We start from the raw sequence: 16,261 nt of genomic DNA on the forward strand, positions 1-16,261 counted from the left end.
GTTTATTATCTATATAAAGTAAAGTGACCTGTAAATTCTCTGTTATCAATATCATTTAGAATAATTGTAAACCAATAATCTCCTGATGGCAATTCTTTTCCTTGATAAACTCCTTCCCATCCGTTATTTGGTCCTTGGTCTCCAATAAATTCAGCTAATAATCTACCATATCTATCAAAGACTCTAACTTCCATATCATCAAAGAAGAATGGGTCTCTAAATGGATCTTGTCTAGGATACCAAGTATCATTAGTTCCATCTCCATCTGGGGTAAAGTAATTAGGAATAACGATATTAATAAACTCTAATCTCTGAACTCCTATTGCCTCACAAGCTAGATTATCAATAACACGTATAGCATAATCTGCCGTTTCATCAATGGAGAACATATTACCATCTAATTCTCTGTAATCAGCATCCGTAAGATCGTTTACAGTAAGACCTTCTGGAATAATCGCTAAGAAGAATGTATAATCTCCACTTCCACCCGTTACAGTAATTTCATATTCGTTTGGATCCTGAGGATTATTAGTCATCTGAGCGATTGGTGTAGACAACGGAACATATTCTTCTATTGTTATTGTACCTAGATCAAATACACAGTTTGTAGGTGTATATGTCATTGTACCTTGATATTGCCCTGGCTGCACAATAAATGTTGGATCTAGGCTGTCACCTGGACTAACTCCTCCGTCTAACGATACTAGATTGTAAATAATATCCGTATTCACCGAGTTATCTCCTAAAACAACATCTATATAATATATTGGTGGTTGACTTATACTACCGTCAGTATTTATGATAGGACAGTCAATTCTTGGGCTCATTACACCATTAAGAATTGCTCCTTCCGGAATGTCTACTGGCAATGTTACAGGACAATTATTAGCGTCTCGCACATATATAGTCGTTATACCTCCTGGTAAATCCATAAACGTAAACACACCTTCTACAAAATCATTATTATTCGTAAGACTAGTAGAATAAGGAGGTGTTCCTCCTGTTACTTCAATAGTAACCGCTCCATCGTTAGCATCTGCACAGGTCTCTGGAGTAATTGCTCCAACGATATTAGCCATTAACTGTGTAGGCTCTCCAATAGTTACATCATATACTTGCGGACATCCATTAGAATCCTGAGCAAATACCTGGTACATTCCTGGAGCTAGGTCCGTAAATGTATGTTGGTTTGGTACGTTATCAGATTCATCATTAAAGAACTGACCCGGATCTGTGCTTATCGCAAATGAATATGGAGGCGTTCCACCCGCTGCGAAAACAATTATAGATCCGTTATCTTCTCCGAAACAAACAACATCCGTAATTTGCGGTGGTACATTTTCAAACTCTGCAGGGTTAATGATATCAAAATTCGCTTGAGAAACACAGTTTCTATCACTTCTTACCACATATGTATAATTACCTGGTGGTAAATCTGTGAATTCACTATCATTTTGTGGACCCCATGTTTGACCAGTTGTATTATTCGTTAATTCGAAAATATAGTCTCCTATTCCACCAGTAACCGTTGCGTCAATAACACCTGTAGCTTCATTGAAACAGTTAATGTTCGCAGCAGTCGTATCCAATGTAATAGCTATTTGATTAATTGGAATTACAGGTACTGGTGAAGATAATTGTGATCTACATCCATTTACATCTTCTACAAAGAATTGATATTCTCCTTCTACAAGACCTATAAATACTCCCGATCCACCATTAGAAACCTCATTACCATCTTGATCCACATAGTAGTACTCAGAAATTGCAACATCACTTGTTCCACTTATGGTAACATCGATAGTATTAACATCACACGTAACCTCTGTAACGCTGTCTATACTAACAGTAACTTCATTAGGCTCATTTATTATCGCAGTAGTAGAAGCAGTACAATTTAAGTTATCTGAAACTGTAACTGTATATGTTCCTGCTCCAAGATTATTAAATACATTAACAGACTGTGGTCCACTTGTAGTAACACCATCAGGGAATGTTAGCGTATATAAATATGTTCCTGGCCCTTGTCCTCCACTAGCAACAACAGTAATGCTTCCGTCTGTGTCCTCAAAACAAGTTACACTACTATCTGCTATTGGATCTACAATAATAGCATTTGGTGATTGAATTGTAAACTGTTCATCATCTGTACATCCTTGGCTATCTTCAGCTGTTACGGTGTAAAGACCTGCTGTTAAATTCTCAAACAATCCAGTCGTATTAGATATACCTCCTGGTGTCAATGTATAAGTTACCGCACCTTGCGCTCCAGTAACTGAAGCTTGGAAAGATCCATCAGCACCAGGCACACAAGATTCTACTATATTTATTGGTGATATTGCAGTAACAATTGGTGTTGCAGGACCTGTAACAGCAATAGCATTAGATCTTTCGGTACATAATGGGTCTGCTGTTTCAGTAATCTCTACAATATAAACACCTTGTGGTAATGTAACAGGCAATATGTAAGGATCTGGATCGGTAGTTGTGTCTCCAGTTCCACTAAATGCTGTCGGGTTTCCATTCTCGTCAAGAATTGTAAAGTTATATGGTCCAGAATATCCTGTAATTGAGATATTAATGGTACCGTCTGCATCTCCAAAACATGACTCTGGAGTTTCTTGCGCAGCAATTACTTCCACAAAATCAAATTCATCTAACTCATGCGTAACTGTAATCGTACACAAAGTTACTTGATCCGTAATTCTGAATGTATAAATACCTAATGTTCTTGGCAACGTAAAGTTCGCAGTAAATATTCCTGCTGGAGTATCTACAGGTGCTGGTGGATTAATTACCGCTCCTGTATTGTCAACTAACTCAAACAAGAAATCACCAGATCCTCCAACAACAGATACTGCAACCTCTTCATCAACTGCACACGTAATATCCGTAACAATTGCTACAGAAGGATTCGTCATGATTGGGAATGGATTTACTGTTTCAGTAATCGTAGCATTTGGTGCTGTGTTACAACCATTAAAGTCTGTAACTGTTATTAAATAGTCCCCTTCTTCATCCGCAGTAATCTCAAACTGTACTCCATCCGCTGGATTTGCATTAGCATCCGCCACATCAACTGCAGTTATTGTATTACCAGATGGTGTAACATAAGTTACAGAATAAGGTGGTGTTCCGTTTTCAATAGTTACTGTAATCACAGGGAATATCTCACTATTATCCGCAGCACAACCATACGCGCTTTGCGTGATCACTGCAGTCACCTGGCTTGCATTTGGAATATTCACCGTTGCTTGACCAGCACAAGATCTATCAGAAGTAACCACTGCTACATAATCTCCTACAGGCACATCAGTGAATATAGGATCGTCTATTTGATCCGTACTAATTTGTTGTGTTAAATCAGGGTTTCCTGTTCCATCATCTACAAATAATTGATATGTATAAGGAGCATCTGCTGCAATCGGGTTCGTTAACGTTATTGTAACTATACCATCCGTTGCTCCAACACAAGACACAGCCTCACCTGCAGCAGTGATAATAGGATCTACTGGCACTGGTAATTCTGGCACATCTATCGTGATAGAACATGGAACCGTTGGAGAAACTCCAGGTATATTCACATCTGTAATAGTTACAGTATATGTTCCTGCGGAAATATTTGTAAATACATTTTCAGTACCTGTAGCTCCATTTTGAGAAATGCTAACAGGGTTACCTGCGCTATCCGTTCCATTTAATACAAATGTGAAGTTACTCGGATTTGCAGTAAAGTCTGAACCTCCAGTAACAGTTACTGTTACAGTTCCATCGAAATCCCTACAAGTAGGATCAGCAGTAAAGTCCGCTGAAGCAATCAATTCTGGCAAAATAGTAATCGATTCTGTATTTGTAGGACAGTTATTTTCGTCGTAAGCAGTCACTTGATATGTTCCTGGTGTAGAAACTGTAAATAAATGAGAATTTAATCCATTGTTTGCGTCTACTATAGTACCTCCATCTAATTGGAACCTTAAAGCACCTGTTCCTGGTGGTGAAGGCACATTACTTGTTCCTGTTGCTGTGATCACATAGCTACCATCATGAGTACATACATCGTCCACCGTTAGTGGATTCAATGTTGGATCATCTGTTCTTTCTACCAACACGTCAATTGATGCAGGATTAGATGTACAACTATTATCATCAACTACAGAAATTCTATACGTTGTTCCAGTAGTTGGTAATGCAGGCAATAAGAATTCTCCTGTGCTATTTGTAGCTGTAAATGCTCCACCAAAAGGCACATCGGTTGCTGTAAACGTGTAAGGAGAAGTTCCTCCACTTGCTTCTACAACGACTCTTCCATCACTATTACAATTTGCGTTCGTGTTTGAAACTAAGTTTAATAACACTTCTGTTGGCTGGTTAATTGTAACCACATTTGAGTCATCATTACAGGTAGATGCAGGATCCACAATAGATACCTGAATATTACCTGCTTCAAGACCGCTAATGGTAATTGGGTTCTGTACAGTAGTATCCGCTCCTATCGGTCCGGTAACCGTACCTGTTGTAGTATTCGTTACTGTATAATTATAAGGCCCAGTATGTCCAGTAACCGTAAGTTCTATATTACCAGTTGCGTCCCCAAAACATAGAATATCTGGAGTAACTACTGCAATATTAGCTTCAATAGTATCATAAGGCAATATTTCATAAGGAGCTGTATCTATTGAACAACCAGTTCCTGTATCCGTTACCCTAAAGATATAATTACCAACTCCAGGAAGGAAGAATGATGCACTAGTAGTAGTCGCACCTCCTGACGCAACTCCTAATTGAGAAGGAACTGCTCCATTAATTTCAACAAAATCATATGGTCCTGTTCCTCCAGTTACTGTTACTGTAACTTCTTCAGTATTTGTAGCACAATCAATTGGTGTTACCTGATTAACTACCGCATCAGTCATTATCGGGAATGGAGGTATATTAAACGGTGCTAATACATTCGGACAATCATTAGTATCAAAGATTGTGAAGGTGTAATTACCAGCTTCATTTGCTATAATCTGAATACCTGCTATTCCTGAATCTGTATCCAATGTTGCAGGATCTACAGGACCTACCACATTTCCAGATGGATCTGTATATGAAATAGTATATGGTGAATTACCTCCACTAAAGTTATCTACTGTAATTACAGGTAAATTAATATCAGCCCCAGTACACCCATATGGCGACTCTAAAGTAACACTAGCTGTAGCAAGTGTTGGCTGATCGATTATATAATCTTCTGTATCTGTACATATAACATTTAGTGCTCCATTTGGTTTGGTAACGGTTACTTGCACTGTATATGTACCAATACCTAAACCTGAGAATACAGGACTTGTTTGTAATGGTCTTGTCACTGGCCCAGCTATAATTTCGTATTGATACGTCACTGTTGGGTCCGAATCTGTAGAAGCTCCAGTTAATGCTGCTGTAATTACACCATCAGTATCACCAATACAAGTAACAAATGTTGTTTCTGGTACTAATACTGGTGGTGTTGGTGCATCAATACTTACAGGAGCTGAGAATGAACAGAAAGGTGCCGTTCCTCTTCCATCATCTGTAGCAACAACAATATAATCTCCAGGTGCTACACCTGTATATACTCCAGAAACATCTCCGGTAGTATTTCCTGTTGGAGTTCCTGTTCCGTCTTGTAACACATAAGTTAACGTACCTTGTACAACTCCAGAAACTAACGAGGTAGTAATCTCACCCGTAGCATTCTCACAATCTGGTGCAGCAGTAAATGCTGCACTAATCACTAATTCGTCGTATACCGTAACATTTGTACTTGCAGAACATCCAGAATCATCAGTAATAGTAATTGTATATGTTCCAGGAGTAGATACTATAAACTGATGATTATTGTTATCTATACTACCTGTAACAGCGGTTCCTCCATCTATTTGATATAATAAAGTTCCCAAACCTGTTCCATCTACATCAATGATATTACTATTATCGTATGTACAATCATCAATAAAACTAGCAACTACCGTTGGTAATGGGTTTACAACCACATTAACATCCACTGGTCCAAAACTACATCCGTTAAGATCAGCTACCCAAATATCAAAATCACCGGCAACATTACCAAGATCAATCACATTGCTGTTTAAAGGATATGTTCCTGGGTCTCCTGCTCCATCTGCTACTAAAGCATAAGTATATCCATCTGCCGTTGGAGGAATACCAAAAGGAGTTCCCCCATCTGTATCCATAATTACTTGTGCGTTCGTACCACAACTATTGGCAGCAGTAAGATTGGTAGCAACCGAAGTTAATGGGTCTGGAATGTCTATTTCAAAGTCTTGTCTATTTGGACATAACGTACCGTTATCTTCTCTAATCACAAGATAATATCTTCCTGGAGGAAAGTTAGAAATTGTTACTGGAAGAGCTGCAGGACTTACAACCGCAGAAGAACCTGCAAAACCAGCTCCTAAAGAAACATTAGTAAATTGATCAAACACCTCCCAAGAGACTTGTGTAACCGTAGGGTCATATCCAGAAATTTCAAAACTTATTTCTCCGTCATCTAATGCCGGTACCTCATTACAAGTTACATCAGTAGCAACAAAATTATCAATATTAGGAGAAGAAGGCGGTGCTTCTGGTGGGACTAATTCTTGGTACAAACAATTAGTGGCATTATCTCTTACTTCTAAAATATAGGTTCTATTAAAATCTAATCCTGTATATCTATGATTTCTGATTGGCGTATTCGCATCCACTGCTGTTGGTCCAGTTACCAGATCATTTAAAGGAACAAAATCTCCTAAACCTGGTGATGGCTCTCCTACAATACGAATATCAAACCCTGGCGGTGGATTTGCTGGAGGATTTATACCAGAACCTCCTTGTACATCAATATCGAATGTTACTCCTCCTGGACACGTAGCCGATACAGTAATATTTTGCACTAAATCATTTGGTGGAGAAAAGATATCAAAAGGTCCTATTGGATCTGGATTAGACACACAACCGTTAGTATCCTCCACAAAAATAAAATATTGACCAAAATTTAATCCTTCAAAACGAACTGTCGTTGAAGCTATAGTTGTTGGATTAGGAGTCGAAGCTGCTGTAGTCGAAGGGATAAGTGGTCTAACAGATACATTGCTTGCATCCACTAAAGTATATGTATATGGTCCAGTACCTCCAGATATTTCCAGATCGATTGCTCCTAGCTCTGTAATGATTACCGATCCACCGCAGGTAACCGGTGTCTCCACTCTACTTACTTCTACTATCTCATCTGGAGCGTCAATTACTACAGTTCCTGGATATAAACATCCTCTACTACTTCTTACAGTAAAGTTATAAGTGTTCTCCGCCAAATTAGGGAAAGTTATTTGCGTACCCGTAATTGCTACAAACGTTCCTGTATTTTCAAAGTCAATTTCATAAGGGGTTTCTGTTCCTGTAACTGTTATTACAGCGGTTCCTGTATCTCCAAAACAATCTACATTTACCGTTGGTGCAGTAATTGTCGGAGCTACTGGGTCTGTTACTGTAAAAGGAGACGTTGTAAACGAACATCCTCTATCATCCGTAACTCGGAAAACGTATGTTCCAGCTCCTGATGTAGCCACATAATTAGCAAATGGTGATGTTCCATTTGTAATATGATCTGCAAATGCTCCTCCGTTGAATGATACAGCAATATCATACGGTGTATATCCTCCATTTACCACGAATGAGAAAGAAGCATCCACTGGATTACCTGACGCATCACAAGTTATATCAGCAACTTGGGTGACATCTAAGCTTACAGCTTCTTCAATACTCTCTGTAAGTGTCACAGGACATCCATTGCTATCAGTAATTGTAATGGTATATGTTCCTGATTGCGTTAATGCAGGTGTTGTAGTAAACGTAGTTAATGCTCCTACATTGGTATCAGGTATTACAATCGTTCCTCCAAGTGAAACGTTATAAATGTAATCTGGTGTTCCAGAATTTGTTCCATCTATATTTATAGTAAAACTCACCGCGCCGTCATCTAAACAGAAATCTGAACCAGTATCGATCGTGGCGGCAATTTGTGGTAATTGATTAATATCTAAATTCTGAGGTGCAGATACACAAGAATTACTATCTGTAACTATAATTTCATATCCTGTTCCATTAGGAACGTTTAAGTAAGGGTCTGTAACTGGTCTGCTTGGACCTACTGGAGTTCCTCCAGAATCATTCAATACCCAAGTATATCCAACTCCACTTCCACCCATTACATTGCTAATGGTTACTGTATTTGTGTTTGTAACACAATCCTGATCGATAGGATCAATTGTAAAGGTGATCACATCAGGTTCTCCAATGATCACCTGCGCAGTATCTGTACAGTTAGTTCTTTCATCCGTAACTAAAATGTCATAAGTTCCTGCTGCTAAAATATCACCTGTAAGGATGGTTGCAGTATTCTGACCAGTAGCTTGTGCTACGATTGTTCCTCCAAGAGAAACTTCATATTCATAAGTTTCTGTAGTTAAATCAATTCCTGAAACAGTAAAAGATAATTCTCCATTACTTTGTCCATTACACAATGGCTCATTTACAATAGTAGCATTAACCGCTATAAAGTCAACTGTAGGTACCGTAAATGTTTCCGTATATACACAACCATCAACGTCCGTTCTTGCTAAGAATGTATAGGTAGTTCCTGAAGTAAGTCCAGTAAACACATTCGAAGCTTGTGGCCCTACGGTTATAGGAGCGGTAATTTCATATTCTACAGTACTAGTTCCATTTAAAGTTGGAGTAATGGTAACATCTCCTGTAAGTGCTGGACATTGCACTTGAGTAACTGCAAAAGATAAATCAGTAACCTGTACTAATGGATCTATTGTAACTGGAGCTAACGTAACTGGACAAGATACTGTTGCAGCATCTCGAACCTGTATTGTATAAATACCATCCGTTAAACCAGTAAATACATTTGATGCCTGCCAGTTTACACCATCAATACTATATTCATAAGGTGGTGTTCCTGTTGTTGGTACTACCACAGTAATTTCTCCTAACTGAGGAGTCGTACTTGACCCTGCCACATCACAACGATACTCTTGCGTCTCACTAGCAGTAGTTGAAATTGGTGTAGGTGCTGTAATTTGAATATTTGTAAGATCTAAGGTACAAGCAGGAGTTGCTCCTGAACCATCAGTTACTACTACGGTGTGTGTACCCACTGCAACATTGTTAAACGTAACAGAAGTATCACTAGTAGGTCCAATTGTTGTAGTACCATCTAACACATAAGTAAAAGGCCCTTCACCCGCGGTTGTTGTAATTGTAATATCTCCTCCATCGGCAGGACAATCTGGATTTGTCACTGATGGTGTAGCCGCTAATGCTTCATATGCGGTAACCGTAACAGGATTAGAAAATGCTGTACATCCTAAATCATCAGTAACTTGTACCAAATAAACACCAGGTGTTCCTATCGTATGAACCGATGTAATATTAGCCTGTGATAGAACAGGTGGTGTTCCCTGAACATATAAGTCATATTGAGTATACGTTCCACTTCCGTCCGCTGCTGTAAATGATATTTCAGCATCACCATTACAGTCGATATCTTTATCTAGAACCGCTGTAATTGTAAGTTCAGGATTTATCGTGAAACTTTCTGTGTTTGTAATACATTGCGTATTTGTATTTCTTACAAACACCGTATAATTTCCAGGAGTTAATCCTGTTATTTCGAATGTATAAGGTGGCGTTGTTAATGTAATCGCTACTGGAGTTTCTGGTCCTGTACCTCTATCCAAAATATATTCAAATGGACCAAGAGGAGGATCAATTCCAGGAGTAATTGTAATTATTTGACTTGCCTGATTTGTTCCGTCATAACAAACATCTCCACCTGCAGTTAAAGCAATAGTTGGTGAAGCGAATGTTCCTATAGTTTCTGTATTGCTAATCTCACAAGCCGTAGCTGGATTACTACCATCTCTAACAAAAACAGTGTAGGTGTCAGCTGCTAAGCCAGTAAAAGTGTTGTTAGTATTAGGATAATCAACAATCACTGTTCCTCCGCTATCCACTAATCTATATTGATAATTTCCTCTACCTCCGTTAGCTGTTACGGTAATAGTACCTGTATTAGCACCACAATTTGTGTCTGTAGCAACGGTTGTGAATGTTAGTGGTGTTGCAGGTTCTGTTACATCTACAGTTGCTGTATCAGAACAATTTAATGGTGAACCTGATCCACCTGGATTGGTATCTGTAACCGTTATTGTATAATTTCCTGCTGCTAATCCTGTTACATTTACAGGACTTGTAGTAATTCCATTTCCAGAATCTACAACAGCTCCACTAGATGTTAATGTAACAACATAATCGAAAGAAGTACTATTCGTAACCGTAAAAGATAAAGCTCCATTACTATCTCCAACACAGACAACAGGTGTTGTTTCCACTGCATTAGTAATCTCTATTGGATCTATTACATCTACTCTATAATCATCACTAAATGTACATTGATCATCACTTCTTCTGGCGGTAACTGTATACGTAATTCCCTGTGTTATTGTATAGGTATTAGTTGTTAAGAAACCTGTGTTTCCGGTTGCAGCTGCTCCGGTTGCAGGATCTGGAGAAACATCATACTCATATACTACACCTGCCGAAATATCTGCTGCAGATAATGCAGGTTGCGCTTCAAAGGTAACTTCTGAACTTTGACTATTACAATCTCCATCACCTGGAGTGAATGTAATTGCAGTAATTGGAACCAATGCAGGAACATTTACTGGGAATGGAACTGCACAATCTCCTGAACCTTGATTTCTTATATACACTGTATAAGATCCATCGGTACTTACAGGAATTGTAAAAGGAGTTGTAGTGATATTGGTAAAAGTAACATTATCTAAACTCCATTCATATGTTCCAGAACCTCCCGCAATATTATCAACCAATATTAATGCATCCTCACTTCCTACAATACAACTTAGTGGTCTGTCTAAAGTAACATCAGCTGTAATTCCTACAGGAGAGCTGATAGAAAATCCGTATTCTGTTACTGGACATATGGTAGCCTCAGGTGCTGGGAATGTACAGTTCGGATTATTAATTACTGGTGTAGTATTCGCGTGAACGACTTGAACCACATATGAATTGCCATCTGGAACTCCTGTAAATGTAACTGTTTGGCTTCCCGTAGGACCGATATCATTAACTAAAGTCCATAAACTAGGGTCTTCATCATTCAACGGATCAGCAGGGTCACTAATCCCATTTCCACAATTTGGATCCGCGGCACAATCCCATAATTGATAGGTATATAATCTACCAGCGACTGTTGGAGAAACATCCACTTGAATTTGACCAGTATCTCCAGGACATGCAGGCTGGGTAACCGTAACATTATCAATAACAATAGGTTCGTACGGTGTAATATTATCAATACTTGCTGATATAATACAAGCAGCTGTTCCACCTGGAATATTTTGATCACTTACTCTAAATGTATATGTTGCTGTAGGGTCTGCAGGAGAAGGTATTTCGAAAATATTACAAGCTACAAAATTTCCATCTCCATTATCAAATAAGTAATTCCCCGAACCATTTAAAACGTTTACTTGTACCAATGCTCCACTATCACAAGTTTCTGGAGCTAATAACACCACCTCAGCATCAAAAGCTGGAGCTGGATTAATAGTAACTGTCGCATCAAAAACACACTCTGGTGTTGGTCTGTTTGAAATCACTTCAACAGTATACGTTCCAGGAGGTAAATTATTCTGTGTATAATTACCATTATTAGCGCTGCTATTAGGGACTATTATTGGATCAGCAGCTCCTAATGCAGGACTAGAAATAGTATACTGATATTCAGGTATACCACCAGTTACGCTAATATTAATTCTGCCGACACCTGTACCATTATCGTTATTTACACAACTTGGATCAACTCCAGTTACACTAAAAGTTGGATCTATAGAAGGTACATTTATGGTTTCTGAGTACTCACATCCAGGAAATGTAGTATCAATTGCATATACGGTTACATCACCAGCTGTAGATATTGGAAAAACCCCTGTCGTATTTGTGTATGGACCTCCAGAAGTTAAACTAAACGCAAAGTTAGTAGGTACATTAACCACACTAACACTACCATCACTACCACACTCTATCGGATTCATGGTTAAATCTGGCTGGTAATCATTTTTAAATACACTAAAATAGAAAGGAATAATACATCCTCCATCAAACTCTGCTAAGATTCTATAATCTCCTGCTTCGGAAACGGTATAGTTAGGTGTATCACCTCCTGTTACTTCTACCCAATTTGCATCTGTACAGTTACCATCTAACAAGGAACATGGGTCATTTGGATCTAGTACACAAGATCCTGATGGAGTTAGTCTCTGCCATGAAATGTCGTCTAACGTAGATGGATCAAAATTTGTTTCTAATAGTTGTGTTTGATCACCACATAATAGAATTTGTGGAATCGGTATACCACTACAATCTTCTGTTACTATAGTAGTTCCATTTACATAATCTAAGACTGGGTTAGTAATATCCCTAAAAGCAGTTACTGTAAATTCTTCCGTAAGAGCCATACAACTTGGTTCCACACCATCTGTATCTTCTTTAAGCACTGTATATACTCCTGTTTGTGGATTAGGAACCTGGTAAAAATTAACATTTGTTACCACAGGCGTTGTAATCCCAGGTCCAGACCAAGTGTACTGATTATAACCTGTACCTGCAACTAATAATAAATCATCGTCACAAAAAGTAACATCTAACTGACATGCTGGTATATTAACAAGTATGTTCGAAGCTTCGTTTTGTTGATCACCACAGACTCCCACCTGAGAACTACTTGTGGTACTTCCCATTGTTCCAGATTGTAATCCAGTGTAGGTTGCTGTTGCAGAGTTTGTAATTACGTCAGAACATGCATCTCTAAGCTCCTCACAACTGCTAACCAACTGTGCTCTAAATCTTATAAAAATTGGAGCATCTCCATCTCCAACAGGAGCATCGTTTGGTGTTTCTACCAGATCTGCTGGAATATTAAATTGTAAAACTCCTGGTGATATCTCAGTATACGTAACTCCTGGTGGCAAAGTAGCATCCACAACTCCTAATAAGTTGGTATTTGCAGGGAGAACATCGGTAATTGTAACCGTTCCATCTACAAAATCTTCATTCCCTATATTTTCAATTTCTAAGTCATAGAATATCTCATCACCCAACTCTACATTTCCACCAGTTATCTCGGTTGATCCATCTAACTCAAAAACTCTTTTAATGATCCGTAATTCTGGTTCGATAATAGTTACAGAAAATGCATTGAAAAACACACTATATCGATCCCGATTTGTAAATAACTCAAATGTGGCCGATGTTTGACCATTATCTACTAAATCTTTGGAATCATTCGGTAACTCGAATAAATCCATATCAAAACCTTGTGTATTTTCAGAGTTTGGTGTTCGGTCAGTTATGTAATTTCCGTCAACGGATATGGATCCATTAAAAAAGTTGTTTGTTGGATTTGCTGTACCAGCTCCTTGTCCTAATGCAGTGGTAGTTCCTGCAGTATTCACAATTCTTAATTCATCCCCCCCTAAACTTGTATCTCCTTCTAGTGAAGCTGTACCAAATCGTACACTTACTGGTTCGTTAACTCCTGTAGGTGTTGTAAAGCCACTATACGTAAAACGTAAAGGGTCCTGACCGCTAAAAATCTGAACAAAACCATCACTTACACTGATAAATTTAGCTGTTTCCTGTTGATCTTCATAAAATGCTACTAAGAACCATCCTCCACAGGCTCCATCACCTCCACTGGTAAAACCTTGTGTAGCATTCATGTTTGCAACCGTATAAGTACCAAATGGATTATCTGGGTCTAATAAGGCTGTTACATCTGCGTAACATACATACGGTAACTCGTCATTAGCAACATCTCCCAATGGATTCGTTGGTGTATTACGATACCCATCAAAAACTACGCTACTTGCTGTTACATCCACATAGGAACCACCAGGTACTTTAAACTTTATATTTCTAAAATCTGCAGGACCTTGCTTTCTTGGATCCGTAAGAGGAAGGTTAGAAAGCCAATCATTACCGCTACTTGTTGATAAAGTAGCTAAAACAACGTTTGTTTCTGCTTGTAATAAAGGTATTAAATCACCTCCCGTAAAATTCGCATTATTGATATCATCATTTCCGATAGAAACAGATGGAATATTAATCGCTGGTCCATTCCCTGTCATTCTTGGCAACAACCCACCATCATTTACTATTACTACTCCAACAGCTCCAGCACTTTCAGCATTTACTACTTTTTCTCTTAAAGAACAACTACCGCCATCTCTTATAACAGCAATATTACCTGCTAACTCAGTGGCATTAGTAATACCACAACCATTCACTGGTTGTGCCACTACCAAGTACGAGGTTACTGGACTAAATTCTATATCCGAATTATCATTGCTAAACTCTGAGTTTCTAGCCGTATACATTTGTGCTAGAGGACCATTGTTAATAATAAAAGCCGTACCAGTACCAGAGTTAGAGGATATTTCATTATCTGTAAAATTAACAGGACTATCCTGTCTTGCCATATAGTAATTTGCTGACCAATATAAACCAGCATACACTAATCGGCTACAATCTTCTCTGGGCACCGTTAAACCCGCTTCACTAGAACTAAATGTAGTTGGATCATTATCAACATCTATAAAAGCAGTAACATAGTTTCCATTGTTATCATTACCGTTGTAATTTCTATTAGGATTAGTGAAAGTAGTTCCATCATCATCTTCAATAACACCAACAATATCATTACCTGTCATAACCATGTTACCCCTAAGGTTATTAAACTGGGCTCCTGCTCTTGGGGTTAAAGGAACTGATTCCTGCGCGTTCATCTTGCTTATGGCACCAATAATAATCACCGCTATTATTAGTACAGCTTTTTTGGGTAATAGTGTTTTCATAAGCTGCTTTGTTTGAGTTGTGTTGTTCATTCTAGTATATTTTGGGGTACTACTCACTATTGTATCTTTAAAATGTATAGATCTCCGTCGTATGTGTTATTTACATTAGAGAATAAACTCTGTTTTGCTTGATCAATACTATCAAACCTATCTAAATACACATATATGTAATTGTCTTTTGGATTCCTGAAGAACTTAGGCTCTAGCCCTTGAGATCTAAGTTTATTCATTCCTCGTTCAAAATAATTTTCTCTTTTAAAGATATTGGTAATTAAATAATATCCGTTTTCAATATTATGGCCTCCGATATATGACAGATTCTCTGTTAATACGGTATCGTCTTTAACTGTATCTTTTATAATGCGTGATTCTTGCACTAATCTTTTCAATGATTCTACTCTACTTTTAGCAATATTTAAGATCCACATATCACCAAAGTATTTGTTTCCAATATTATTCAGATAATTCTCAGCTGCTTCTTCTTTATTTGCATAATACGTAATAGCAACATATTGATACTGATTTTCTGGATTTAGAATCACTTGAGCATCATTAAATCCAAGATCTTTTAACTTATTCGTAAAACTTTCTGCATATACTCCACCTCTGAACACATTACCTATCAAGTAGTATCCTTCTGGATATCCAGGAATATATTTAGTTGCATATTTAGCTTCAGGTCTAGTAGCTTCTGCGAACTTGATAAATCTATTTCTAGAAGTTAATCTTTTCGAGCTACTTGGATCAGGATTGTTTTTCACCTGTTCAGCTTCATCACTCATATTAACAAGAGATTCTAATAGTTTATTAAATTCTCTTTTATCTAAATTCTTAGAAGAAGTTAATAAGGAATCTCTAGATGCAATCAACCTATCAGTAATTCTACTACTATTATCGATTTCTCTCTGAATCTGTTCAAGATCTTCACTACTATCTTCTTGAGCTTCTGCCTCTTGACGTTGTCTTTCTTCTTCAGCTAGTCTTGCAGCCTCAGCTTCCTGACGTTGTCTTTCTTCCTCAGCTAATCTAGCAGCCTCAGCTTCTTGACGTTGTCTTTCTTCTTCAGCTAGTCTTGCAGCCTCTGCCTCTTGACGTAATCTCTCTTCCTCAGCCAATCTAGCAGCTTCTGCTTCTTGACGTTGTCTTTCTTCCTCAGCCAGTCTTGCAGCCTCAGCTTCTTGACGTTGTCTTTCTTCCTCAGCTAATCTGGCAGCCTCAGCTTCTTGACGTTGTCTTTCTTCTTCAGCTAGTCTTGCAGCCTCTGCCTCTTGACGTAATCTCTCTTC

1 protein-coding gene and 1 pseudogene are annotated in these 16,261 nt (G+C 38.2%); both read right to left on the reverse strand.

The window, feature by feature from the left end:
* Positions 1–5: 5 nt before the first annotated feature.
* Positions 6–14,975: a T9SS type B sorting domain-containing protein gene (locus Q1A73_RS19840; RefSeq protein WP_299609184.1), complete on the reverse strand. Its 14,970-nt coding sequence runs from the start codon at positions 14,973–14,975 to the stop codon at positions 6–8.
* A 56-nt stretch (positions 14,976–15,031) separates the two neighbouring features.
* A pseudogene (locus tag Q1A73_RS19845) lies at positions 15,032–16,261 on the reverse strand (hypothetical protein); the annotation flags it as partial.

Source organism: uncultured Aquimarina sp. (assembly GCF_947492115.1).
Classification (GTDB): Bacteria; Bacteroidota; Bacteroidia; order Flavobacteriales; family Flavobacteriaceae; genus Aquimarina.